The sequence below is a fragment of the Sphingomonas sp. NFR04 genome (genome assembly GCF_900114095.1).
In the GTDB taxonomy this organism is placed as follows: domain Bacteria; phylum Pseudomonadota; class Alphaproteobacteria; order Sphingomonadales; family Sphingomonadaceae; genus Sphingomonas.
In genome coordinates, this window is the sequence record NZ_FORV01000002.1 from 699,446 (window position 1) to 722,903 (window position 23,458).

A 23,458-nucleotide genomic window follows, 5' to 3' on the forward strand; every position below is an offset into this window, starting at 1 on the left:
GGCGCCCCCGCTCACCAGTCGCGCACCAGCGCGGCCAGCGCCGGCACGTCGATCGGCGGCGAGCACAGGAAGCCCTGGAAATATTGGCAGCCCTCCTTGGCGAGCAGGTCCAGCGCCGCCTCGGTCTCCACACCTTCCGCCACCACGGACAGTCCCAGCGAGCGGGCCATGTCGATCACGCCACGCACCACGATCCGGTCGCGCGGCGATCCGGTGATCTCGTTGGACAGCTTCTTGTCGATCTTGAGATAGTCGAGCGGCAGCGCCTTCAGATAGGCGAGGCTCGAATAGCCGGTGCCGAAATCGTCGATCGCGACGCGGCACCCCGCCGTGCGCAGGCCGGAAAGCAGCGCCGCCGCCTCGCTCAGATCCGCCATGATCCCGCTTTCGGTGATCTCCAGCGTCAGCCGCTGGCGGGGGAAGCCGGTGGCATCCACCCAGCGCAGCAGGCTCTCGCCGAAGCCCGGCCGCCCGACATCGCCCGCCGTGACGTTGATCGACAGCCGGAGGCTGCTCAGCGAGCGCGGCCAGTGCGCGGCGATGGTCAGCGCCCGACGCTGGACATGCTCGCTCAGCACCCCCACCAGTCCCGCGCGATCGGCAGCGGCGAACAGGGGCTCGGCCCCGATCTCGCCATGCTGGGGGTGCTGCCACCGCGCCAGTGCCTCCACGCCCATGATCTGCCCCGTCGCTACCTCGACCTGGGGCTGGAACAGCACGCCGATCTCGCCGCGCTCGATTCCGCGCCGCAAGTCCCCGATCAGGGATTCGATGGACGGACCGCTGCCCGGCCGGGCAGTGCCTTCGCCGAGCAGCGTCTCGCTGGCCCGCCGCAACAGGCTCGCCGCGCCGTCGCCGGCGACGCTCTCGGTCAACACCACCTTGGCGCCGAGATGGACGAGCTCGCCGGCCGCGACGAATGGCCGCGCCAGTGCTTCCTCGATCTTGCGCGCCGCGGTGCGAAGCGCCGGCGTGCCAGGGTCCACCGCCGCGGCGAGGAAATCCGATCCGCCGATCCGCGCCACGACCACGTCGGTTCCCAGCGTCTCGCGCGCCGCCTCGGCCACCCGCCGCGACACGCTGCGCAGCAACTCGTCCCCGGCCGGGCGGCCATAGGCGGTATTGATCGTGTCGAAACGGGTGAGGCCCACCAGCACCAGACCGACCCGCTGCCCCTTCTCCATCGCCCGATCGATCCAGCGACGGGCGCTCGGCGCATCGCGCGCGCCGGTCAGCACGTCGCGCACCGCCGCGCCGGCGTCGGGGGTCATCCCGAGCGGCTCGACCAGCGCGTCGATCTGGCCGGTCTCCGCGTCGTACTGCAGATGCTGCACCACCCGGCCCTTGCCGGGCAGGTCGTGGGCGAAGGCGGTCGAGCCTGCCTCGCGCAGTCGCCGCAGCGCCGCCCAGGCGAGCCGACGGTCGGATAGCGCCAGCCGCCCGAACAGCGCGCGCGGCCCCGGCGCCTCGGGCAGGTCGAGCAATTGGGCGAGCGCGGGCGTCAACTCGATCGAGCCCGCGACCGGGTCGAATCGCCAGCCGAGCGGATTGGCATTGCTCGTCCCCTGCCCCGCCCAGCCCGACAGCCGCTCGACATAGCGTTCGGCGAATCGGATCGCATGGGCGATCGCCGCGGAGGACATCGGGCTGCCGAGGAAATGCGTCGCGCCCGCATCGTAGAAGCGGCCCATATGCACGGTGTCGCTCTGCGAGACGAGGATCAGCAGCGCCGCGCCATAGGCCTTGATCGTCGGGCCGAGCAGCCGGGCGGCATCGAGCCCCTCGGTCATTGCCCCGCGCGCATCGATCACCGCGATCGAGGCGCCGCTGGCCAGGAAGCGCGTCTCCAGCCCCTCGCTGCGCCGCGCCGCCACCACCCGCCAGCCCCCGCCCGCGGCGGCGGCGGCGACTTCGTCGCGCTGGCGGAACGAGAGCACGAATACCGGCACCTCGGGGGCAGGCGCAGTGCCCTGGACGATCGTGAACCCTTCTTCCATGGCACCCTCGATAGCGGCTCGCTGCGCGGTCCGCCATCCAAGCCTTGTGCAGGGCGGTTCAACGCCTTACCTCCACCGTCTATGGCCAGCGCCCCCGCCCTTGCGACGCCGCCTACGCTGGTCGATCGCCACAACCGCGCGATCCGCTATCTGCGTATTTCCGTCACCGATCGCTGCGATCTGCGCTGCCGATACTGCATGGCGGAGCACATGACCTTCCTGCCGCGCGAAGCAGTGCTCAGCCTGGAAGAACTGGCGGCGATCGCCGGCCGCTTCGTCGATCGCGGCGTCACCAAGATCCGGCTGACCGGCGGCGAGCCGCTCGTCCGCCGCAACATGATGACGCTGGTCGAGCAGCTCGGCGCCCGGATCGGCGACGGGCTGAAGGAGCTCACCCTCACCACCAACGCGACGCGGCTGGCGCAATATGCCGGCCAGCTCGCCGCCGCGGGCGTCCGCCGCCTCAATGTCAGCATGGACAGCCGCGATCCCGAGACCTTCCGCTACATCACCCGCCATGGCGACGTCGCGCAGGTGCTGGACGGCATCGCCGCGGCGCGAGACGCCGGGCTGCGGGTGAAGATCAACATGGTGGCGCTGCGCGGGCTCAACGAGGACGAGATCGCGCCGATGCTCGCCTGGGCCGCGGCGAACGGCATGGACCTGTCGCTGATCGAGACGATGCCGATGGGCGTGATCGACGAGGACCGCGCCGATCGCTTCCTGCCGCTGCCCGAGGTGCTGACGCGGCTGAAGGGCGCGTTCGACCTGGTCGCCGATTCGTACGACAGCGGCGGCCCGGCGCGCTATTGGCGCGTGGAGGGTACGGACAGCCGGCTGGGGCTGATCTCGCCGCTCACCAACAATTTCTGCGCAAGCTGCAACCGCGTTCGGCTTTCGACCGACGGGCGGCTGCACATGTGCCTTGGGCATGAGGATTCGGTGGACCTGAAGGCTGCGATTCGCGACGGTGGGCTGGAAGCGGTGGATGCGGCGATCGATCGTGCGCTCGCCGCCAAGCCCGAACGCCATGACTTCCGCATCGAGGCAGGCGCCGCGCCTGCGGTTTCGCGCCACATGAGCGTCACCGGCGGATGAGCGTGGGGAAGCCGCGCGCATTGCTCGCCTCGCCCACCGCCCCGGCCCAGACCGCGGCGGAGGAATTGCGCCAGACCTATGACTGGGTGCCGATCGAGGAGGCTGAGGAGGTCGTAGCCCTTGGCGGCGACGGGTTCATGCTCCAGACGCTCCATGCGATGCTGGAGCGTCGGCGGCTGATGCCCGTGTTCGGGATGAATCTCGGCACCGTCGGCTTCCTGATGAACGACTGGGGCCTGAACGGGCTCACCGAGCGGCTGGAGCGCGCCCGCCCCTTCCGCGTCGCCCCGCTGGCGATGACCGCGACGACGGTGGAGGGCGAAACCTGCGTGCTCCCTGCGATCAACGAAGCCTCGCTGCTCCGCGAGACGCGCCAGACCGCCAAGCTCGAAGTGACGATCAACGGCCGAATCGTGATCCCCGAGCTGGTGTGCGACGGTATCCTGGTCGCCACGCCTGCAGGTTCGACTGCCTACAATTTTTCCGCCCAAGGCCCGATCCTCCCGCTGGGCTCGGCGCTGCTCGCGCTCACCCCGATCAGCCCCTTCCGCCCCCGCCGCTGGCGCGGCGCGATCCTGCCGGAGAAGACCCGGATCGATATCCGCGTGCTGGAGGCGGACAAGCGCCCGGTGAGCGCCGTGGCCGATCAGCGCGAGATTCGGGAAGTTTGCAGCGTCCATGTCGAGATCGACCGCATGCGCGACCTCACGTTGCTGTTCGATCCGGAGCACGCGCTCGACGATCGAATAACGATGGAACAATTTATTGCATAAAACCCCTTGCGCCTTTCGAAAACCCGGTGCTAAAGGCGCGCCTCCCGACGCGGTGACCCACCGCCGAGGGGTTGACCAGAGTGGTCCCCGATAGCTCAGCGGTAGAGCATTCGACTGTTAATCGAATGGTCGTAGGTTCGAATCCTACTCGGGGAGCCATCTGCTGTTGTCGGGGCCGGTTACGACCGGTCCCCACATCCCCATCCCGCGACATGATGCACCGTCACGCCCTTCGGGTCCGGCACCTTGCGCCCGACGTCGAAAGCGAGCCGTGCTAACCTAAATCATGCGCGTCGGGGATATTTCAAACGTTTGCTCGGTTTCCCCCGCACGATCTTGAAGGATGCGCGGATGGCGACTGCAGCGGCACCAGGCCCTACCGCGCGGCGGGACGGCGACAGCAAGCGTGCGACGCGCGCGCTCCAGGCCCTCAACTTCTTCATGGCAGACATGCAGGCGGGAATCGGCCCGTTCCTCGGCGTCTTCCTCCAACAGCGCGGCTGGACCGCCGGGCCGATCGGCTCGGTAATGACGGCGGGCGGGATCGCCGGCATGGCGATGACGGCCCCGGCCGGCGCCTTTATCGATCATACCGAGAAGAAGCGGCTGGTGGTGATCGTCACCGGCATCTGCACGGTGCTCGCCTCGTTCCTGATCCTGCTCTCGCAAGCCGGCTGGGTGGTTACGGTGAGCCAGGTCGCCACCGCCATCGCCGGTGCGGCGATCGGCCCGGCAGTGGCGGGCATGACCCTCGGCGTCGCGCGCCAGGCCGGCTTCAACGCGCAGAACGGCCGCAACCAGGCGTGGAACCATGCCGGCAACATGGTCGGCGCAGGGCTTTCCGGCTGGCTCGGCTGGAAGTTCGGCATGCCGGCGATCTTCTACCTTGCCGCGGTGTTCGGCGTGCTCGCGATTCTCTCCGTGCTGATGATCCCGGAGCGCGCGATCGACCATGCCGCCGCACGCGGCCTCGAGGCGCGGGAAGACGACGACGCGGCGCACGAGAGCCAGGCGGAAGGCTTCGCGGCCCTGTTCCAGACCAAGCCGCTCCTGATCCTCGCCGCCGCGCTCGCCTGCTTCCATCTCGGCAACGGGGCGATGCTGCCGCTCTACGGGCTCGCCGTGGTCGGCGCAGGCAAGGGCGACGCGGCGCTGTTCACCGCCACCACCGTGGTGGTGGCGCAGGCGGTGATGATCCTCGCCTCGCTGATCGCGATGCGGATGGCGGCGGGCCGCGGCTATTGGCTGGTGCTGCTGATCTCGTTCGCCGCGCTGCCGCTGCGTGGCCTGTTGGCGGGCAGCTTCATCGAGCATTGGGGCGTCTGGCCCGTCCAGGCGCTGGACGGCATCGGCGCGGGCCTGCAGAGCGTCGCCGTCCCCGGGCTGGTCGCCTGCATGCTGGACGGCACCGGCCGCGTGAATGTCGGCCAGGGCGCCGTGATGACGGTGCAGGGCATCGGCGCCTCGCTGAGCCCGGCGATCGGCGGCTGGCTGGCCCAGGCGATCGGCTATCGCGCCGCCTTCTACATCCTTGGCAGCTTCGCCCTGGTGAGCCTGGCGCTGTGGATCGGCTTCGCCGCGATCCTCCGCCCGGCCTGCGCCGGCGACAGGCTCCGACAGGACCGATGATCCCGGCGACGGTCGCCACGTGGGGCATCTGCGCCGCCGCGACGGCCGGGGTGATCGCGCGCCCGTTCCGCTGGCCGGAGGCGATCTGGGCCGTCGCCGGGGCGGCGCTGCTGCTGCTTCTCGGGCTGATGCCGCCCGGCGCGGCGTTGGGTGCGGTCGCCAAGGGAGCGGACGTCTATCTGTTCCTGATCGGCATGATGCTGCTGAGCGAGACCGCGCGCGAACAGGGGCTGTTCGACTGGGTCGCCGCGGCAGCCGCCGCCCGCGCCCGGGGATCGACCCTGCGCCTGTTCGGGCTGGTCTATGCGACCGGCATCGTCACTACCGCCTTCCTCTCGAACGATGCCACGGCGGTGGTGCTGACGCCCGCCGTCTATGCCGCGGCGCGCAAGGCGAAGGCCGATCCGTTGCCGATGCTGTTCGCCTGCGCGCTGATCGCAAACGCAGCGAGCTTCGTGCTGCCGATCTCCAACCCGGCCAATCTCGTGCTGTACGGGGGCAAGATGCCGCCGCTGGGGCAATGGTTCGGCTCCTTCGCCCTGCCCTCGCTCGCCGCCATCGCCGTCACCTTCCTGGCCCTGCGCTGGGCAGAGCGCGCGCGGCTGGACGGCCCCTGCGCGACCGACATTGCGCGTACGCCCCTCTCGGGCGGCGGCAAGGCGGCACTTGCGGGCATTGCCGCGACGGCCCTGCTGCTGCTCGCAATGTCGGCGCTGGACCAGCCGCTGGGCCTGCCGACCTGCCTTGCCGGTCTGGCGACGACGCTGCTGGTCTGCGGGCTGGCGCGGCGCTCCCCGATTGCCTTGGCGCGCGCGGTGTCGTGGAGCGTGTTGCCGCTGGTCGCCGGCCTGTTCGTGCTGGTGGAAGCGCTGGACCGGACCGGCGTGATCGCGCTCGTCGCGCAGGCGCTGCGCAGCGCTGCCGAGGATCCAGCCTCGGGCGCTGCGGCCGCGGGGACCATCCTCGCCTTCGCCTCGAACCTGATGAACAACCTGCCTGCGGGCCTGATCGCCAGCGAGGCGGTGGCGCAGGCGCACCCGCCGCGGCTGATCGTCGACGCGTTGCTGATCGGCGTGGACCTTGGTCCCAACCTGTCGATCACCGGCAGCCTGGCGACGATCCTGTGGCTGCAGGCGATCCGCCGCGAAGGCGTGGATGTCGGCTTCTGGCGGTTCCTGAAGGTGGGCGCGGTGACGATGATACCCGCGCTGGTTGCAGCGCTGGCCGCGCGCTTGCTAATCGGCTGAGCGGTTGGCTTTTTGGGGCGCGACTGGCGCATTCGCGTCGCCGGACCGAACCAACAAACCCGGCAGATTTATTGCTTTTGTAAGGGCTTGGGGATGGTAGCGGAGGAGGGACTTGAACCCCCGACACGCGGATTATGATTCCGCTGCTCTAACCAACTGAGCTACTCCGCCCCGAAGCGAGAGCGGCCATCTATGTCGGTGCGAACGATCCGTCAAGCGAACATATGACGAGAATGTAATTCCCATGGGCCGCCGCGATACCACCAGCTGGCAAGCCCCGATATTTCCACGGTTTTCGGCGAGAAATCCGCCTCCAGCGCACGCAGCAGCGCCTTGGCGAGCACCGGGCGCACCTTGTTCTGCACGGTCACGTGCGGCCGCCAGCGGCCGGCATCCTGCGGCGTGAGCATCCCGGCAAAGGCTTCCAGCAGCCCTCCCCGAATCATGTCCAGTTCAGGCGCCTCGATCCGATAGGCGACCCCCTGCCCCAGCGACATCAGCCCGCTCACCCGGGCGCGCGGCGCGCGCACGCCGCGGGTCTCCTGGGCAAGGCGATGCTTGAGTTCCTCCGCCACGGAAGTCGGGAGATGGTGGAACATCGTGAGGTGCGCATCGAGCTGGTTCCGCTCGGGCGGAAAATGCGCCCGGCGCAGCGAATCGAACCAGGCCTGGTCCTGCCTGCCGAACAAGGCCGTGACGATCAGTGGCGCAGGCAGCGGGGCCGGAGCCCCGCTCAAATCTCCACCTGGCTGCCCAGCTCGACCACCCGGTTGGTGGGCAGGCGGAAGAATTCCATCGCGCTTTCGGCGTTGCGCAGCATCCAGGCGAACAGCTTCTCGCGCCAGATCATCATCCCCGGCCGCGACGACGGCAGCAGGGTCTGGCGGGCGAGGAAGAAGCTGGTCTCCATCATCTTGAACTCGGCCCCACAGGCATCGACCGACTTGAGCGCCGCGGGCACGTCCGCCTCCTGCATGAAGCCATAGTAGAGGATCATGCGGTGGAAGCCCTTGCCGAGATCCTCCACCACCATGCGCTTCTCCTCCGGCACATAGGGCACGTCGCTGATCTTGACGGTCAGCAGGATCACACGGTCGTGCAGCACCTTGTTGTGCTTGAGGTTGTGCAGCAGCGCGTGGGGCACGCCATCGGGCGTCGAGGTCATGAACACCGCCGTGCCACGCACGCGGGTGGCGGCATTGGCGGCCGACTCGATGAAGATCTGGATCGGCATCGCGCTCTCGCGCAGGCGGGCAATCATCAGCTTGCGGCCCTTGGCCCAGGTGGTGAGCAGGGTGAAGACGATGAAGCCCACCATCAGCGGGAACCAGCCGCCATCGGGCACCTTGGTGAGGTTGGCCGCGAAATAGGCGAAGTCGACGGTGAAGAAGATCGCGAGCAGCGGGATCGCATAGCGCTTCTTCCAGTGCCACAGGTTGAACAGCACCACGGCGAGCAGGCAATTGTCGATCAGCATCGCGCCGGTGACGGCGATGCCATACGCCGCGGTGAGGTTCGACGAAGTCTGGAAGCTGAGCACCAGCAGGATCACCATGATCATCAGCGCCCAGTTGATGATCGGGATATAGATCTGCCCGGCGGTCGCCGCGCTGGTATGGTCGATGCGCAGCCGCGGCACGAATCCGAGCTGGATCGCCTGCTGGGTCACGGAGAAGGCGCCCGAGATCACTGCCTGCGACGCGATGATCGCGGCGGCAGTGGCGACGAAGACCAGCGGCAGCCGCAACGCTTCCGGGGCGAGCAGGTAGAAGGGGCTGCGCAGCGCTTCCGCGTCGCGGATCAGCAGGGCACCCTGCCCCATATAGTTGATCATCAGCGCCGGCAGCACGAACCACAGCCAGGAGATGCGGATCGGATTGCGGCCGAAATGCCCCATATCGGCGTAGAGCGCCTCCGCGCCGGTCACCGCCAGCACGATCGAACCGAGTGCCAGGAAGGCACGCAGCGGATCGAGCATGAAGAAGTGGACGGCATGGTGCGGGGACAGCGCCTGCAGCACATAGGGCGTCTGGATGAGGCTGATCACGCCCAGCGTCGCGATGACGAGGAAGTAGAAGATCATCACCGGGCCGAAGAACGCGCCTACCCGCGCGGTGCCGGTCCGCTGGATCGAGAACAGCATGACGAGAATGACGACCGCGATCGGCACCACCAGCCGGTGGAAGCCCGGCGCGGCGACGGCAAGGCCTTCCACCGCCGACAGCACCGAAACCGCCGGCGTGATCATCGAATCGCCGTAGAACAGCGCGGTGGCGAACACCCCGAGCAGCACGATCCCCTGGGTCCAGCGGCGCTGGCCGCCGCGTCCCGAGATCAGCGCGAGCAGCGCCAGGCTGCCGCCCTCGCCCTTGTTGTCCGCGCGCATGATGATGGTGACGTATTTCAGCGTCACGACGACCATCATCGACCAGAACATCAGGCTGATCGCACCCAGCACGTGCGGGGTATCGAGCGGCAGCTCGTGGTGCTCGTTCGCGAAGGTCTCGCGGAAGGCGTAGAGCGGGCTGGTGCCGATGTCGCCGAACACGATGCCGATGGCACCGAGCGCGAGTTTCCACGTCGGGTCCTGGCCGTGATGGCCATGACCGACATGCGGGTCCGAATCGGGGAGGAGCGCGGCAGCGTCTCCGGTCGCGGCGGTGTTCACCGCTGCGACTGACGCTGAGAGTAGCGAACCGACCTGGCCATAGAGACCTGTGTTCTCATCATCATCAGGATGCGGGCAGTTAGCATGTGCAACATGCCCTATCAACAAGCGTGTCCAGGGCGGCTAGACGCACCAGCGCCGTGCCCGTTCCAACAAGGCGCAAGATAGTCATCGCGCCGCGCCGAACAAGGCGTCGTCCTCGCCCCGGGTCGGCACCTCGCGCAGGACGAAGCTGCTGTTGATCGTAACGACACCTGGCAGGCGGCCGAGATGCTCGCGGTGCAGCCGTTCGTAATCGTCGAGATCGCGGCACAGGATCTTGAGCCGATAGTCCTGCCCGCCCGAGACCAGCGCGCACTCCACCACCCCGTCGATCCGGCCCACCGCCGCCTCGAACTGGGCAAGATCTTCCTCCACCTGGGTGCCGAGCGTGATGTCGACCAGGGCGGTCACCCGGAAACCGAGTGTTCGATGCCCCAGCCGCGCGCCATAACCGCGGATCAGTCCACTCGCCTCCAGCCCCTGGATGCGCCGGGTGCATGCCGATTGCGACAGCCCTACCGCCGCCGCGACCTGGCTGACCGGCGCCCGCGCATCGGCAGCGAGCAACTTGAGGATAGCTGTGTCGATTCGATCCATGCTGCATGGAATGCGCGCCAAGACGCGCCGAACGCAAGATCCATGCACGCAACTAGGCGGCAGACGCTCTGCTTTGCAGGGATTCGCACGCCGGGTTCGCGGTATATTGCGCGCATCAGGACTTAGGAGAGTTCCCATGCGCATCGGCGTTCCCAAGGAAATCAAGAATCACGAATATCGCGTCGGCCTGACCCCCGCTTCGGTCGCGGAGCTGGTCCATGCCGGCCATAGCGTGCTGGTCGAGACCAAGGCCGGCATGGGCATCGATTTCGACGATGCGGCCTATACCGCCGTCGGCGCCCAGATCGCGCCCGACGCCAAGACCGTGTTCGCCCAGTCGGACATGATCGTGAAGGTGAAGGAGCCGCAGGCGCAGGAAATCGCCCTGCTCGAACCGCGCCACCTGCTGTTCACCTATCTCCACCTCGCCGCCGACAAGCCGCAGGCCGAGGGCCTGATGCAGTCGGGCGCGACCTGCATCGCCTACGAGACGGTGACCTCGAACTCGGGCGCCCTCCCCCTGCTCAAGCCGATGAGCGAAGTCGCCGGCCGCATGTCGGTGCAGGTCGCGTCGCACTATCTCGAAAAGGAACAGGGCGGCCGCGGCGAACTGCTCGGCGGCGTGCCGGGCGTGGCACCGTGCAAGGTCGCGATCCTCGGCGGCGGCGTGTCGGGCATCAACGCCGCGCAGATGGCGACCGGCCAGCGTGCCGACGTGACGATCTACGACATCAACAACGAGCGGCTGGCCGAGCTCGACATGCATTTCGGCAGCCAGATCAAGACCGCCTATGCCAGCAAGGCCGCGATCGCCGAGGCGGTTCGCACCTCGCAGGTGGTGATCGGTGCGGTGCTGGTGCCGGGTGCGGCGGCCCCCAAGCTCGTCACCCGCGACATGCTGAAGACGATGATGCGCGGCTCGGTGCTGGTCGACATCGCGATCGATCAGGGCGGCTGCTTCGAGACCAGCCGCGCCACCACCCATGACGATCCCGTGTTCGAGATCGACGGCGTGATCCATTATTGCGTGGCGAACATGCCCGGCGCGGTTGCCCGCACCTCGGCTTTCGCGCTCAACAACGCGACGTTGCCCTTCGTGCTGAAGCTCGCCAACCACGGCGCGGAAGCGGCCATGCAGGCCGATCGCCACCTCGCCAACGGCCTCAACGTCTCGGGCGGCAAGATCCGTCACCAGGCGGTGGCCGACGCGCTCGACCTGCCGTTCGAAGCCTGGGCAGGCTGATGGACGAAGTCCCCGCTCGGGCTTGCGTCCGAGCGGGGACCGGCCTTCAGGCCGCGACGGCGCTGCTCTCGGGCAGGAACTCGAAAAGGTTGCCCAGCTGCACGCTCGGTGAGCGCAGGTCGCGTTCAGCGATTCGGCAAGGGCGACGCCCTCCCCCATCTCGTGGAAATTCTCGGCCTGAACGGTGAAGCTCAGCGACAGCCGTTCGATCAGCCCAGGAAGTCGGCGGCCTTGCCGCTCTAGATGTGCATGTTTCGGACCCCTGTATCCGCTGGAACTCGATGCACCGCAGACGAGCGATGCTGGTTCCAATACAGAGGGGTAACGACTCGTTAGCGGGCGGGCGGCGGATTTGCCGGCAGCGCGGATCGCGCCGCCGCAGCGAGGCCAGGATCGAGCTTCAGGATCACGCCGACCATGTCGTCGCGATAGCTCGCTTCCGGCGGGAGAAGGCGGAGCGCCCTGCCCCATGCCTGTCGCGCCGCCTCCAGATCCCCGGCCCGGGCCAGCGCGATGCCGCGATAGAAGGGCGGACCCGGGTGATTGGGCGCGAGCGTTTCGGCTCTGTCGAAGGCATAGAGCGCGGCAGGGGAAAGCTGGTCGCCGTCATGTTCGGCAAGCGCCAGGCCGAGCCCGGACCAGAGCCCCAGATCGTTCGGCGCCTTGCGCACGGCCCCCAGCATCACCGTCGCGGCGAGCTGTGGCGCGCCGGCCCGCGTCATCGCGTCGGCGGCCATGAAATAACTGTAGTCGAAGTTGAACCGGCCGAAGAGCCCCTCGCGCGTCGCGATCAGGTCTGGGTCGAGCGGGCGAACGCTGGCGACACCCTCCACCGGATGGTCGGGCAGGCTCGGCTGCCCCTGCCATGCATAGCCCGCGCCCGCCAGCGTTACCGCCATTGCCGGCACCGTCCAGAACCGCCTTGGGAAGCGAATGAGTAGCAATAGCGCAATTGTGAGCAGCGCGAAGCCACCGAAGACCAGCCATCCCATCATGCCGTCTTCCTCTTGAACAGCCGACGCGCGATCAGCAGCCCGAGCGCGAGCAGCACCAGCGGCGCGATCCACAGCGGTGCAGTGATCCAGCTGAGCGGCGGGTCGTAGGTGACATAGTCGCCATAGCGCTCCATCAGCCATTTGCGGACCTGCGCGGGTCGCTCGCCCGCGGCGATCCGCTGGCGGACCAGCGCGCGCATCTCGCCGGCCATGTCGGCGTCGCTGTCGGCAATGCTCTGGCCTTGGCAGACGAGGCAGCGCAGCGTCTCCATCAGCGCCTTGGCCTGCGCTTCCTGATCAGGGTCGGGCAGCTGGGTATAGGCGAGCGGCGAGGCCGGCAGCGCCGAGTCCGCCTGCGCCGCGCCGGCCAGCAGCAATGCGATGGGCAGCAGCGCCCGCCTCACTTCGCCTTCTCCAGCGCGGCGAGCAGCCTGGGCACGTCCTCGGCGCGAATGTCGCCGATATGCTGGTCGACGATCACCCCGCGCGAGTCGATCACGAAGGTCTCCGGTACGCCGGACGAGCCCAGCGAGAGCTGCGCCCGCATCGCGGCATCGTCGCCGATGCGGCTATAGGGATCGCCGTTGCGGGCGAGGAAGGCCTGCACCTCCGCCGCAGTGTCGCGCACCGCGATGGCGTCGATCTGCGCGCCCGCCTGCTTGAGCTTCAGCAATTGCGGCGCCTCGGCCACACAGGGGATGCACCAGCTGGCGAAGACGTTGAGCAGGCGCGGCTTGCCCTTGGGCCAGGTCGCGGTATCGATGCCCGGCTTGCCGGCAACGATCGCCGGCAGCTGCAGCGCGGGCAGCGGCTTGCCGACCATGGCAGAACGCACGATGCGGTCACTCGGCTCGATCAGCCCGTTCACCACCAGCGCGAAGACGAGCACGAACAGGCCCAGCGGCAGCCAGATCAGCAGCTTCTTCATGCCCATTCCTCCCGCTCGCGCGCTTCCCGGCGCGCGCGGCGCACCCGGCCGAGCAGCGACAGGATGCCCCCCAGCGCGATCAGGCCACCGCCGGCCCAGATCAGCGTGACGAACGGCTTCCACCACAAGCGGAGCTGCCAACGTCCGGCCCCGTCCGCCGCGCCGAGCACGGTATAGACCTGGCCGTCCCACAGGGTGGCGATGGCTGCTTCGCTGGTATTGGTCGGCGGATTGGCGAAGAAACGTTGCTGGGGGATCAGTTCGAAAGGCTCGCTGGTGCCGCGCTGGACCTCCAGCCGCGCTTCCATCGCCGACCAGTTGGGGCCGACGGTGGGGCGCACCTCGGCCAGCGTCACCTTGAACGGGCCGACGGTGAGGTTGTCGCCGACCGCGACGGCCGCCAGCCGCTCCTGCTTGAACAGCGTGTCCGCCGCCATGCCGGCAAGGCTGACGGCGATGCCGAGATGCGCGACGACCATGCCGTAGATCGGCAGCGGCGTGCGGCGCAGCTTGCGCTTCCACAGCGGCGCGACGCTCGCCGCGGCCAACCCGAAGGCGAGCGCCAGCACCAGCACCGCGATCGGCGAGGCAAAGCCGGACAGCGCGAAGAACAGCGCGAACGCCACGCCCGCGACGGCTACCGGGATCGTCAGGCGGGAGAGCAGCGCCTGCGCCGAGTCCTTGCGCCAGCGCAGCAGCGGGCCGGCGGCCGTGCCCGCGATCAGGAACAGCGCGATCGGCACCGCAGTCTTCTCGAAGAAAGGCGCACCGATCGACAGCTGCACGCCCATCGCCTGGGCGACCAGCGGGTAGAGCGTGCCGATCAGCACGATGCCCAGGATTACGCTGAGCAGCAGGTTATTGAGCACCAGCGCCGCCTCGCGGCTGACCAGCTGGAAGGTCGCACCCTGGGTCACCGTGCCGACGCGCGCGCCGAACAGCGCCAGTGCGCCGCCGATATAGAGGCCGAGCAGCGCCAGCAGGAAGGTACCGCGCGTGGGGTCGACGGCAAAGGCGTGGACGCTCACCAGGATGCCCGAGCGAACGAGGAAGGTGCCGACCATCGACATCGAAAAGGCGACCACCGCCAGCATCAGGGTCCAGGCGCGCAGGCCGTCGCGCGTCGCCAGCACGTTGACCGAATGGAGCAGCGCGGTCGCCGCCAGCCACGGCATCAGCGAGGCATTCTCCACCGGGTCCCAGAACCACCAGCCGCCCCAGCCGAGCTCGTAATAGGCCCAGTAGCTGCCGGCGGTGATGCCGATCGTCAGGAAGATCCAGGCGGCCAGTACCCAGGGCCGCATCGCCTTGGCGAAGGCGGGGCCGACATCGCGCATCAGCAGCGCGGCGACCGCGAAGCTGAACGCCACCGAGAGACCGACATAACCGAGATAGAGCGTCGGCGGGTGGAAGGCGAGGCCGGGATCCTGGAGCAGCGGGTTGAGCCCCTGCCCGTCCGCCGGCGCAGAGTTCAGCCGCGCAAAGGGGTTCGAGGCGAAGGCGAGGAAGGCATAGAAGCCGATTGCGATCGCCGCCTGCGCCGCCAGCGTGGCCGACAGCGTCTCGGCCACCAGCCGCCGCTCGAACAGCGCGACGCCTGCGCCGGCAACCGCGAGCACGGTCACCCAGAGCAGCATCGAGCCTTCATGGTTCCCCCAGGCGCCTGCGACCTTGTACAGCATCGGCTTCTGCGAGTGACTGTTCTCCGCCACCAGCAGCACCGACATGTCCGAGGTGACGAACAGCCAGATCAGGATCAGGAAGGCCAGCAGCGCGAACAGCGCCTGGACGAGCGCGATCTTGCGCACCCCCGGCAGCATCGCCGCCGGATCGCCCGCGCGCGCGGCCGCGGCGCCCAGCAGCAGCTGCGCAATGGCAAAGGCCGTGGCGAGCCACAGCGCCGCGAGTCCGGCTTCGGCGATCATGGCTCCAGCGACTCGCTCTTGTGCATCTTCCCCGCCATCTGGGGCGGCATGTAGCGCTCGTCATGCTTGGCGAGCAGATTGTCGGCGGCGAAGCTGCCGTCGGGCTGGAACTGGCCCTCGGCGACCACGCCCGAACCTTCGCGGAACAGGTCCGGTGTCACCCCGCGGAAGCGGACCGGCACCACGTCCTTGCCGTCGGTGACCTTGAAGGCGATCGACACGCCATCGTGCGCGCGGACCAGCGAGCCCTTCTCGACCATGCCCCCCAGTCGCACCGCCTTGCCGAGCGGCAGCGGCTTGCCCGCCACGTCGCCGGGGGCGTAGAAGAACGCCGCCTGGTCCTTTAGCGCGGAAAGCGCCAGCAGCGCCGCGCCGAGGATCGCCGCCACCGCCAGCAATGCGAGCGTCAGTCGTTGATGCTTTGCCTTCACTGGCGGCGCCCCAGTGCGTCGGCCGTGGCTTCCGCGCGGCGCATCGTCCACCAGCTCGCAGCGGCGATACCGCCGGTGCCGAGCGCCACTACCAGATAGGCGGCGGTCACGAACCACCAATGGTTCATTGCGCCGCCCTCCGCCGCAGCCGGGCTTCGACCTTCTGCCGGGCGAGCAGCGCGCGCATCCGCATCAGCACGATCGCGCCGAACAACAGGCTGAATCCCGAAAGCGTGAACCACAACGGCCAGAGCATCGAGGCATCGATGCTGCTGCGGGTGAGCCCGATGCTCTCCCCCTGGTGCAGCGTGTTCCACCACACCACGGAGTAGCGAATGATAGGCAATAGTACCGTTCCCGCGACACCGAAGAGCGCCGGAATGCGCCCGTCGCCGCTCCGCTCGGCATCGGCGCGGGCGAGCGCGATCCAGGCGATGTAGACGAAGAAGAGGAGCAGCATGCTGGTCAGCCGGCCGTCCCATTCCCACCAGGTGCCCCAGGTCGGGCGCCCCCAGATCGAGCCGGTGATCAGGCAGAGTGCGGCGAACACGGCCCCGACCGGCGCGATGGCGCGCGCCGCGACGATCGCCAGCGGATGCCGCCAGATCAGATAGCTCAGGCACGCCAGCGCCAGGCTGCTCCACCCGCCCATGCCCAGCCACGCGGTCGGCACATGGATGTAGAGAATGCGGACGCTGTCCTTCTGCAGATAGTCGGCGGGAGTCTGCGTGAGGCCGCCCCAGGCGCCGAACAGCGTCAGCGCCAGTCCGACCCAGAACAGGGCGGGCGTGAGCGGCCGGGCGATCTTGAGGAAGCGCGCCGGGTTGGCGAGGGCGTGAAGCATCGGCACCGCGATGGATTAGCCGGGTTTCTCCCCCAATTCCAAGCGGGGATTGCACCGCCCCGCCCCTCCTTGCGCATAGGGTTGCAAAGCCGTGCAGCCTCGGCTACCCGGTCGCCGTCATCTGGGGAGTAGCCAGTCGGTGCCGTGCGCACCGGGCGCCCGCGTCAACATACTTGGTCGAGAGACCATGGCGCAGGCGGAGCCGCAAAGTTCGGGCGAGACCAATGGCGTCGCATCTCCGCTCGTGCCGGGCGGGGAGATGCGATGTCGTTGGATTCGTATCCGCCCGGCCCCGGAGATTTTCTTGGAAGCCCTGCTTACCTCCACCGCGGTGGTTGCGCTCGCCGAAATCGGCGACAAGACCCAGCTGCTGGCGATCCTTCTCGCGACCCGCTTCAAGCGGCCGGTGCCGATCATCTGCGGCATCTTCGTCGCGACCATCGCCAATCACTTCCTCGCGGCGTTGGTGGGCGCGGAGGTCGCCGGGCTGCTGGATAGCGTGTGGTTTCGCTATGCGATCGCCGCCTCGTTCGTCGCGATGGGCCTGTGGACGCTGATCCCCGACAAGCTTGACGAGGAAGAGGAAACCAAGCCCGCGCGGTTCGGCGCATTCCTCACCACCGCGATCGCTTTCTTCCTGGTCGAGATGGGCGACAAGACCCAAGTCGCCACCGTCGCGCTGGGCGCCCGTTTCCATGCTGTCCTACCGGTCACGGCGGGAACGACGCTGGGGATGATGCTCGCCAATGTGCCGGCGGTGTTCCTCGGCAAGGCGGTAATCGACCGGGTGCCACTGACGACCGTCCACCGCATCGCCGCGCTGCTGTTCGTCGCGATCGGCCTGTGGCTCGCGGCGCAGACGGCGGCCTGGTTGTAACGTGAAGATCCTCCCCGGCACGGGGAGGGGGACCGCGCGGCGCAAGCCGCGGGGTGGAGGGGCCGCCGCGGCACGCGGCGGTTGTCCTTCAAACGCGAAAGACCGCGCCTTCCGGCGCGGCCCCTCCAACATTCGCTACGCGAATGGTCCCCCTCCCCCAGCTTCGCCGGGGGAGGATTTAGAAATCAACGCCCGATCAGGCGCTGGGCGATGCGGTCGGCGACTTCGCTCGACGGATCGCCGGTCGCGGCGCTTTCGTCCCATACCTGGTTGAGGCGCACCGGGATCTTCTCGACCCGGGCATCCACCTCGGAGCGGTCGCCCTGCCCCAGATATTCGAGCGCGACGTTGATGATGCCGCCCGCATTGATCACATAATCCGGCGCATAGACGATGCCGCGCGCATGGAGGCGATGGCCGTCCTCGCGCGTGGCGAGCTGGTTGTTCGCGCCGCCCGCGACGACTCGCACCTTCAGCGCCTCGATCGACTGTTCGGTCAGGATCGCCCCCAGCGCACAGGGGCTGAGGATATCGGCTTCATGGGTCAGGATCGCATCGGCGTCGATCGCCTCGGCGCCCAGCTCGGCGGCCAGTACCTTGGCGCGGTCGCCATGGACATCGGCCAGGGTCAGCTTGGCACCGTCCGCCGCCAGCAGCCGGGCAAGCCCGCCGCCGACCGAGCCGACGCCCTGGATCGCCACGCGAACACCGGCCATCGAATCGACGCCCAGGCCACGCTTCGCCGCCGCCTTGACGCCGAGATACACGCCGCGCGCCGTCACCGGGCCCGGATCGCCGCCCGCGCTGCCCGCCGCCACCGGCAGGCCGGAGACGTGCTTGGTCTGGGTAGCGACGACCTTCATGCGCGCTTCGGACATGCCGACATCCTCGGCGGTAACATAGCGGCCATGGAGCGATTCGACGGCGCGACCGAAGGCTTCCAGCTGCGCCTGGGTCACTTCGGCACCCGGCTTGTCGGCGAGGATCACGCCCTTGCCGCCGCCCATCGGCAGATCGGCCATGGCGTTTTTGTAGCTCATCCCGCGCGACAGGCGGAGCGCATCGGTGATTGCGGCGCGATGATCGGCATAGTGCCAGAAGCGCACGCCACCGGCGGCCGCACCCAGCGCCGTCGAGTGCACCGCGATGATCGCGCTAAGGCCGGAAGCCCGATCCGAGAAGAGGTGAACGCCCTCGTGGTCGTCGAAATCGGGAAAGCCCCAGTCGGTGATCATGGATGGATCCGCGCTGTTATGAAAGGGGGAAAGTGGGGCGACCAACGGGGATCGAACCCGCAACCTCTGGTACCACAAACCAGCGCTCTAACCGATTGAGCTATGGTCGCCGTGAAGGAGTGCGCGCTTAGCGGGCTCCGAAGCCGAGCGCAAGATGATTACGCACCCTGCCCGCGGGAAATTTTAACCGCCTCCTCGGGCGTCGTCACCCCGGTACGGGCAAGGTGCCGCGCGGCGGAGCCCAGATTGGGCGTGCTGATAAAGGCATGGCGGGCGAGAATCGCCGCGTCGCCGCCGTCGTTGACCAGCCGCCGGATCGTCGCGTCGCCGCGAATCGACTCGAAGACGCCCGTCTGTCCGGCGAATCCGGAACCGCCGCAGGCACTGCACCCGGCCGAGGCATAGACGATCGCACCCGGATCAAAGCCGAGCAGCGCCGATACCGAGCCGGTCGCCTGCACCGGCTCGCGGCATTCCGGGCACAGCCGGCGCACCAGCCGCTGCGCCAGTACCAGGCTGAGCGCGGAGGCGAGGTGGAACGCCTCGACTCGCCAGGCACGCATCTGCTGGATCGCCGCCACCGAATCGACCGCGTCGATGCCCGCCAGCACCAGCCGACCCGCTTGGGCGGCCTGCACTGCCGCCGCGGCCGCGGCGCGATCAGCGAGCGAATCGATCATCAGCACGTCGACATCCTGCTCAATTCCCGCGCGCAGCGTTTCCGCCGGGGCCACGATCGACCCGTCCGCCCAGGATACGCCCAGCATGTCCGGTTTTGCGTCGCTCGCGATGGCAAGGCCCGGCCGGGTGCGCGATGCGGCAAGCCCGAGCAGCGTCTGCAACGTCGTGCTGCCGCCATGCCCCGCCGGCGCCCCCACCAGCACGAGGCCGGGCCGGGCCAGCACCGTCCGCGCATGGTTCGCCAGCGCCGCACTCATCCCCAAGGCTTCGAGTTCGCGATGCCCGGCCTGGCGCGGGGCACGCTGCACCACCACGCGCTGCCCGCGCACGACCGGCAGCACGAAAACGTCGAGCATCTCGCCCTTCCACCGCATCTCCCCGCGCTGCGGCAGCGTCCGCTCAGGCGAAAGCCGCGCAGCGGCCGCGATCTGCCGGAGCAGCGCGTCACCTTGGTCCCGATCGAGCTCGCGAAAGGGATGCAGCAGTCCCGATGCGCGGAACGCAATCTCGATGCCCCGCATGCTCGGCTCAAGATGAAGGTGGGAAGCCTCGAGCCGCGCCGCCTCGGCGAGCAGCGCCTCCAGTTGCAGCGCTCCGGGCGCCGCCCCACCCGCTTCTTCGGGATGCCGTTCGACGTCGATATGCACCTGTCATCCCCCTGCTGGACGGCGCCCGGCTACGCAGGCTTTGTGACAATCGACCTGCAATTTTATGACGATCGCGCGTCCTGCTGGCATGGAACCACCTGTTTTGGCAAAAGCACGATCATGCAGATGCCTTCCCTTCCCTCGCTCGGCAGCGGCCACCCCTCCGAACCCGTCGTCGCGCGCATTCTCTCCTATCCGGGCGTGCAGAAAGTGCCGAGCCCGAAGGTGACGCTGTTCATGGTGCGTAACTTCCTCGACGCTGCCCAATGCGCGGCGCTGGTGGCGCGGATCGACGAGAAGCGCCGCCCCTCCACCCTGGCCAATGCCGGCGACGACTATGCCTTCCGGACTAGCGAGACCTGCGACCTTGCCCCCGAGGATCCGCTGGCGATCGACCTCAAGGCACGCATCCTCGATTTCATCGGTCTCGACGGCGCGCATGCCGAGCCGATGCAGGGCCAGCGCTACGCCATCGGGCAGGAGTTCAAGGCGCACACCGACTATTTCGATCCCGGCACCGCCGACTTCCACAAATTCTGCGACGTCTCCGGCCAGCGGACCTGGACGGTGATGCTCTACCTCAACCAGGTCGAGGCGGGCGGCGCCACGCGCTTCAAGGCGATTGACAAGATCGTCCAGCCCGAGCCCGGCAAGCTGCTCGCCTGGAACAATCTGCGGCCGGACGGCAGCGTCAATCCCGCGACGATCCACCATGCGATGAAGGTACGCGCGGGCACCAAATATGTGATCACCCAGTGGTTCCGCGAGCGGCCCTGGGGTTGGTGAACAAAGGGCCCGGCAGCGCATCCGCCGGGCCCTTCGTGCCTGTCAGAAGGTCGTCGAGAGCGACAGCTGCAGCGTCGTTCCCGGCGAATAGCGGTTGTAGGTCACGGTGCGCGTGCCGTTCGACTGGAGTTCCTTGTACCGGCGCCCGGTGATGTTGCGCGCCTCGAACTTGGCGTCGAACTGGCGACCAGCGAGCATCACCCCCTGGCGCGCGACGAAATCGAGGTTGAGCCCCGGATATTCGTACACGTCGGGCTGGTTCTGGTTGGCAAGGCCGCGGCTGGTGACGCGCTTGGTGGCATAGGAGAGGATGAAGGTCTGCTGCGAGAGCCGACCCGAACTCTCCATGCCCAGCTGGAGGTTCACCAGGTGATCCGACTGGCCGGTGAGCGACGCGCCGTCCCGGAAATAGTCGGTCGCGTTGGTCGAGGTGGCGGCATAGACCGCGGTCCGGTCGCCCTGCGCCACCTTCAGCTCGGACTTGGTGTAGGTGTAGTTGGCGATCACCAGCAGGCCGCGCTCGCTGAAGAACGGCGCGTTGAACCAGTCGGCCAGGGTGAACTTCTTCTGCGCCTCCAGCTCGACACCGTAGAGATTGGCCTTGGGCGCGTTGGCGAAGCTGGTCACCAGCTGGTCGGTGCCGGTGATGAACGCTTCGATCGGTCGGTTGATGCGCTTGTAGAAGCCGGCGGCCGATACGCGCTGGTCGCTGCCGAGATACCATTCGAAGCGGCCCTCGCCATTGTACAGCGTGCTGTCCTGCAGCAGCGGGTTACCGCGATACTGGCGGTTGGTCTCCGGATCGAAATAGAACTGGAAGATCAGCTCGCGGAACTGCGGACGGGCGATCGTCTTCGATCCGTTGAGGCGGAACTGCATGCCCGGGCGGAACTGCCAGGTCAGCGTCGCCGCGGGCAGCCAATAATCGTTCTTGAGGTTCGTACCCGCTTCGCTCGCGCCCGGCGTGCTGAACACCTGCGCGGGCGTGACGATTTCCTTCGCCGTTTCGTAGCGCACGCCGGTATCGATCGAGAGATCGGGCGTGATCTGGTAGACCGCCCGGCCATAGCCGGCATGGTTGTTCAGCGAGGCGTTGAAGGCGGGATTGCCTTCGTTCGTCTCGATCAGCTGGATGTTGTAATCATTGATGACCTGCGGGCTGAGCAGCAGATCCGGCCGCAGCATCGCCACGCCGCTGGGGAAGCTGCTGGGCGCGGTGAACTGGAAGTCGCGCCGCGAGCTGAACCGCTTGGTCCGCAGGTACGAATACCCGGCCGAAAGGCTCAGATCGGTGATCGGCTTGAACGTCAGGTCCGCGCCGCCCGAGTAGAGGTCCTCGTTCAGGTCCGAGTAGCTGGCGGTCGCGTCGCCGTTGTTGCCGTTGTTGAGCCGGTTGATGAAATACTGGCCGTACGGGTCGGACGCGACGTTGGTGCGGATATATTCGAAGCTGAGCTCGCTCGGCGACTTGCGCTTCGAATTGGCATAGCTGCCGCGCAGGTCCAGGCTCAGCGTCGGGGTGAGCTTGAACTCGCCGACCAGCTGGGTGTCGATCAGCTGTCGCTCGAACCAGCGGGTTTCCTGCTGCTGGACGTCGGTGGTGACGTTGTTGTTGCGCGTGCCGAGGCCGAGCCGCGTGTTCTTCAGCGTGTCGCGGATGTACACGTTGGTCCAGCGGAGCTTGTTGTCGCCGAACTCGAAGCCGACGCCGAGCAGTCCGTTCAGGACGATCCGGTTGTCGGTGCTGATCCGCTCGAAGTCGCTCTCAAGCGCGGACAGGTCCGAGGTAATCGAATATTGCTGGATGGAGTCGCGCACGCTCCACTTGTTGCTGTAGCCGGCGGTGGCGATCAGCCCGAGCGTGTTGTCGCCCAAGTCGAACGACTTGCCGGCAGACAGGCTGGTTGACCAATTGGGCGGCAGATCGCGGTTACGCTGGAGAAGCGCGTTCCTGGCATTCACCAGTTCGCCGGCGATCGCCGCACCGTCCACCGTGCCGGAGCTGAGACGCGCGCCGCTGTCGAAATAGGCCTTCAGCGCCGGCGCCAGATCACGGCTGCCGTCGTCGAACCCGGTCCAGTCGTGCTTGCCGCCGGCATAGACATAGCCGAGCTGCGTGGTCGCGCGGCTGTTGATGCCGAGCCCCCCACCCACGGTGACGAAGCCCTTCTTGGGCGCAGCGTTGGTGGTGAGGTTGATCACGCCGCCACCGAATTCGCCCGGATAGTTCACCGAGTAGCTCTTCTGGACGAGCGACGAGGAGACGACGTTGGTCGGGAACAGGTCGAGCGGAACGACCCGCTTCAGCGGCTCGGGGCTCGGCAGCGGCGAGCCGTTGAGCAGCGCCAGCGAGTAGCGATCGCCCAGGCCACGGACGAAGACATAGCCGTTGCCGACGACGCTGAGGCCGGTGACGCGACCGAGCGCGCCGGCGATGTCGCCTTCGCCGGTCCGCTGGATATCGGCGGCCGAAAGCACCGACACCACCTGCGGAATGTCGCGCGTCAGGTTGGCGCGGCGGCCGGTGACGACGATCTCACCGGGCACGGAGACGTCGGGCGCCTCCTCCTGCTGCACGTCCGGCTGGGTGACCGGCTGATCGGCGGCATTGGTTGCCGGCCCGGTCTGCGGGCCGGGCGTGGTCGGCGCGGTCTGCGCGCGCGCCAGCGCGGGCGCCACGAGCGCAGAAGAGAAGAGCAGCAGGCTGGCAAGCCCCAACGACTTGGTCATTATGAACCCCTAGTTCGTACATCGGGAAAGGGCGGGGCGTGCCCGGTTCGGCCACGCCCCGCCCTCCAGTCAGGTCAGGCTTGGC

Annotated in this window: 21 protein-coding genes, 3 tRNA genes and 1 riboswitch; of the genes, 8 read left to right on the plus strand and 16 right to left on the minus strand. The window is 68.0% G+C overall.

Annotated features, from left to right (window positions below; translation table 11 throughout):
- Window positions 1–11: 11 nt before the first annotated feature.
- Complete coding sequence (locus tag BM009_RS09385; protein WP_093295608.1) at window positions 12–1,997, minus strand: putative bifunctional diguanylate cyclase/phosphodiesterase; 1,986 nt, start codon at window positions 1,995–1,997, stop codon at window positions 12–14.
- A gap of 81 nt (window positions 1,998–2,078) precedes the next feature.
- Between BM009_RS09385 and moaA the strand changes: the two genes are divergently transcribed.
- The 5 genes from moaA (at window position 2,079) to BM009_RS09410 (ending at window position 6,744) form a co-directional block, all read left to right on the plus strand.
- A complete protein-coding gene (gene moaA, locus BM009_RS09390) occupies window positions 2,079–3,095 on the plus strand; it encodes a GTP 3',8-cyclase MoaA (protein ID WP_093295610.1) in 1,017 nt (338 codons plus the stop codon).
- Window positions 3,092–3,868, plus strand: coding sequence for an NAD kinase (locus tag BM009_RS09395; RefSeq protein WP_093295611.1), 777 nt, complete (start codon window positions 3,092–3,094; stop codon window positions 3,866–3,868). Before moaA ends, BM009_RS09395 begins: the two co-directional genes overlap by 4 nt.
- 84 nt (window positions 3,869–3,952) lie before the next feature.
- Window positions 3,953–4,027 (plus strand) — tRNA-Asn (locus BM009_RS09400).
- 192 nt (window positions 4,028–4,219) lie between these two features.
- Window positions 4,220–5,497: an MFS transporter gene (locus tag BM009_RS09405; protein ID WP_093295612.1), complete on the plus strand. Its 1,278-nt coding sequence runs from the start codon at window positions 4,220–4,222 to the stop codon at window positions 5,495–5,497.
- Window positions 5,494–6,744, plus strand: a complete 1,251-nt coding sequence (locus BM009_RS09410; protein ID WP_093295614.1) for an arsenic transporter — start codon at window positions 5,494–5,496, stop codon at window positions 6,742–6,744. The genes BM009_RS09405 and BM009_RS09410 overlap by 4 nt, the downstream gene beginning before the upstream one ends.
- A gap of 94 nt (window positions 6,745–6,838) precedes the next feature.
- On the opposite strand, the gene BM009_RS09415 is transcribed toward BM009_RS09410, so the two are convergent.
- The 4 genes from BM009_RS09415 to BM009_RS09430 all read right to left on the minus strand — a co-directional run bounded on the left by BM009_RS09415 (window position 6,839) and on the right by BM009_RS09430 (window position 10,051).
- A tRNA-Met gene (locus BM009_RS09415) sits at window positions 6,839–6,915 on the minus strand.
- A 41-nt stretch (window positions 6,916–6,956) separates the two neighbouring features.
- A complete protein-coding gene (locus tag BM009_RS09420) occupies window positions 6,957–7,481 on the minus strand; it encodes a 2'-5' RNA ligase family protein (protein WP_175487960.1) in 525 nt (174 codons plus the stop codon).
- On the minus strand, window positions 7,478–9,412 hold the full coding sequence (locus BM009_RS09425; RefSeq protein ID WP_093295615.1) for a potassium transporter Kup: 1,935 nt from the start codon (window positions 9,410–9,412) through the stop codon (window positions 7,478–7,480). The genes BM009_RS09420 and BM009_RS09425 overlap by 4 nt, the downstream gene beginning before the upstream one ends.
- Before the next feature lie 168 nt (window positions 9,413–9,580).
- On the minus strand, window positions 9,581–10,051 hold the full coding sequence (locus BM009_RS09430; RefSeq protein WP_093295617.1) for an Lrp/AsnC family transcriptional regulator: 471 nt from the start codon (window positions 10,049–10,051) through the stop codon (window positions 9,581–9,583).
- A 136-nt stretch (window positions 10,052–10,187) separates the two neighbouring features.
- Between BM009_RS09430 and ald the strand changes: the two genes are divergently transcribed.
- Window positions 10,188–11,294 (plus strand): alanine dehydrogenase, encoded by a 1,107-nt coding sequence (gene ald, locus BM009_RS09435; RefSeq protein WP_093295618.1) that lies wholly within the window; start codon window positions 10,188–10,190, stop codon window positions 11,292–11,294.
- 332 nt (window positions 11,295–11,626) lie between these two features.
- Here the strand turns inward: ald and BM009_RS09440 are convergent, their stop codons facing one another.
- Genes BM009_RS09440 through ccmC form a run of 7 tightly spaced genes read right to left on the minus strand, consistent with a single transcriptional unit; the run spans window position 11,627 to window position 16,417 of the window.
- Window positions 11,627–12,289 carry a tetratricopeptide repeat protein gene (locus tag BM009_RS09440; RefSeq protein WP_254772213.1) on the minus strand — a complete coding sequence of 221 codons (663 nt, stop codon included), beginning with the start codon at window positions 12,287–12,289 and terminating at the stop codon, window positions 11,627–11,629.
- Window positions 12,286–12,693: a cytochrome c-type biogenesis protein gene (locus tag BM009_RS09445; protein ID WP_093295621.1), complete on the minus strand. Its 408-nt coding sequence runs from the start codon at window positions 12,691–12,693 to the stop codon at window positions 12,286–12,288. Before BM009_RS09445 ends, BM009_RS09440 begins: the two co-directional genes overlap by 4 nt.
- Entirely contained in the window at window positions 12,690–13,217 is a 528-nt protein-coding gene (locus BM009_RS09450; protein ID WP_093295623.1) for a redoxin family protein, read from the minus strand. Before BM009_RS09450 ends, BM009_RS09445 begins: the two co-directional genes overlap by 4 nt.
- The gene (locus tag BM009_RS09455; protein ID WP_093295624.1) at window positions 13,214–15,142 is read right to left on the minus strand and encodes a heme lyase CcmF/NrfE family subunit; all 1,929 of its coding nucleotides are present in this window, start codon (window positions 15,140–15,142) and stop codon (window positions 13,214–13,216) included. Before BM009_RS09455 ends, BM009_RS09450 begins: the two co-directional genes overlap by 4 nt.
- On the minus strand, window positions 15,139–15,573 hold the full coding sequence (gene ccmE / locus BM009_RS09460) for a cytochrome c maturation protein CcmE (RefSeq protein WP_093295626.1): 435 nt from the start codon (window positions 15,571–15,573) through the stop codon (window positions 15,139–15,141). The genes BM009_RS09455 and ccmE overlap by 4 nt, the downstream gene beginning before the upstream one ends.
- Entirely contained in the window at window positions 15,570–15,701 is a 132-nt protein-coding gene (locus BM009_RS23140) for a hypothetical protein (RefSeq protein WP_302847360.1), read from the minus strand. The genes ccmE and BM009_RS23140 overlap by 4 nt, the downstream gene beginning before the upstream one ends.
- On the minus strand, window positions 15,698–16,417 hold the full coding sequence (gene ccmC / locus BM009_RS09465) for a heme ABC transporter permease CcmC (protein ID WP_175487961.1): 720 nt from the start codon (window positions 16,415–16,417) through the stop codon (window positions 15,698–15,700). The genes BM009_RS23140 and ccmC overlap by 4 nt, the downstream gene beginning before the upstream one ends.
- A 110-nt stretch (window positions 16,418–16,527) precedes the next feature.
- Window positions 16,528–16,711, plus strand: a riboswitch (yybP-ykoY riboswitch).
- Window positions 16,712–16,721: 10 nt separating this feature from the next.
- Here ccmC and BM009_RS09470 point away from each other — a divergent pair.
- Window positions 16,722–17,294 carry a TMEM165/GDT1 family protein gene (locus BM009_RS09470; protein ID WP_093295629.1) on the plus strand — a complete coding sequence of 191 codons (573 nt, stop codon included), beginning with the start codon at window positions 16,722–16,724 and terminating at the stop codon, window positions 17,292–17,294.
- 185 nt (window positions 17,295–17,479) lie between these two features.
- On the opposite strand, the gene BM009_RS09475 is transcribed toward BM009_RS09470, so the two are convergent.
- The 3 genes from BM009_RS09475 to BM009_RS09485 form a co-directional block, all read right to left on the minus strand.
- Window positions 17,480–18,529: a Glu/Leu/Phe/Val family dehydrogenase gene (locus tag BM009_RS09475; protein WP_093295630.1), complete on the minus strand. Its 1,050-nt coding sequence runs from the start codon at window positions 18,527–18,529 to the stop codon at window positions 17,480–17,482.
- Between the two features lie 33 nt (window positions 18,530–18,562).
- Window positions 18,563–18,639, minus strand: a tRNA-His gene (locus BM009_RS09480).
- 48 nt (window positions 18,640–18,687) lie between these two features.
- On the minus strand, window positions 18,688–19,857 hold the full coding sequence (locus BM009_RS09485) for an ATPase, T2SS/T4P/T4SS family (RefSeq protein ID WP_093295632.1): 1,170 nt from the start codon (window positions 19,855–19,857) through the stop codon (window positions 18,688–18,690).
- A gap of 120 nt (window positions 19,858–19,977) precedes the next feature.
- On the opposite strand from BM009_RS09485, the gene BM009_RS09490 reads away from it, so the two are divergent.
- Window positions 19,978–20,643, plus strand: a complete 666-nt coding sequence (locus BM009_RS09490) for a prolyl hydroxylase family protein (RefSeq protein ID WP_093295633.1) — start codon at window positions 19,978–19,980, stop codon at window positions 20,641–20,643.
- Between the two features lie 42 nt (window positions 20,644–20,685).
- Here BM009_RS09490 and BM009_RS09495 read toward each other — a convergent pair whose 3' ends face one another.
- Complete coding sequence (locus BM009_RS09495; protein WP_093295635.1) at window positions 20,686–23,373, minus strand: TonB-dependent receptor domain-containing protein; 2,688 nt, start codon at window positions 23,371–23,373, stop codon at window positions 20,686–20,688.
- Window positions 23,374–23,458: the final 85 nt, after the last annotated feature.

Excerpts from the sequence above, each read along its gene's own strand:
- BM009_RS09385 (WP_093295608.1), bottom strand. The coding sequence starts at position 1,997 with ATGGAAGAAGGGTTCACGATCGTCCAGGGCACTGCGCCTGCCCCCGAG.
- moaA (WP_093295610.1), top strand. The coding sequence starts at position 2,079 with ATGGCCAGCGCCCCCGCCCTTGCGACGCCGCCTACGCTGGTCGATCGC.
- BM009_RS09395 (WP_093295611.1), top strand. The coding sequence starts at position 3,092 with ATGAGCGTGGGGAAGCCGCGCGCATTGCTCGCCTCGCCCACCGCCCCG.
- BM009_RS09405 (WP_093295612.1), top strand. The coding sequence starts at position 4,220 with ATGGCGACTGCAGCGGCACCAGGCCCTACCGCGCGGCGGGACGGCGAC.
- BM009_RS09410 (WP_093295614.1), top strand. The coding sequence starts at position 5,494 with ATGATCCCGGCGACGGTCGCCACGTGGGGCATCTGCGCCGCCGCGACG.
- BM009_RS09430 (WP_093295617.1), bottom strand. The coding sequence starts at position 10,051 with ATGGATCGAATCGACACAGCTATCCTCAAGTTGCTCGCTGCCGATGCG.
- ald (WP_093295618.1), top strand. The coding sequence starts at position 10,188 with ATGCGCATCGGCGTTCCCAAGGAAATCAAGAATCACGAATATCGCGTC.
- BM009_RS09440 (WP_254772213.1), bottom strand. The coding sequence starts at position 12,289 with ATGATGGGATGGCTGGTCTTCGGTGGCTTCGCGCTGCTCACAATTGCG.
- BM009_RS09450 (WP_093295623.1), bottom strand. The coding sequence starts at position 13,217 with ATGAAGAAGCTGCTGATCTGGCTGCCGCTGGGCCTGTTCGTGCTCGTC.
- BM009_RS09455 (WP_093295624.1), bottom strand. The coding sequence starts at position 15,142 with ATGATCGCCGAAGCCGGACTCGCGGCGCTGTGGCTCGCCACGGCCTTT.
- BM009_RS23140 (WP_302847360.1), bottom strand. The coding sequence starts at position 15,701 with ATGAACCATTGGTGGTTCGTGACCGCCGCCTATCTGGTAGTGGCGCTC.
- ccmC (WP_175487961.1), bottom strand. The coding sequence starts at position 16,417 with ATGCTTCACGCCCTCGCCAACCCGGCGCGCTTCCTCAAGATCGCCCGG.
- BM009_RS09475 (WP_093295630.1), bottom strand. The coding sequence starts at position 18,529 with ATGATCACCGACTGGGGCTTTCCCGATTTCGACGACCACGAGGGCGTT.
- BM009_RS09490 (WP_093295633.1), top strand. The coding sequence starts at position 19,978 with ATGCAGATGCCTTCCCTTCCCTCGCTCGGCAGCGGCCACCCCTCCGAA.
- BM009_RS09495 (WP_093295635.1), bottom strand. The coding sequence starts at position 23,373 with ATGACCAAGTCGTTGGGGCTTGCCAGCCTGCTGCTCTTCTCTTCTGCG.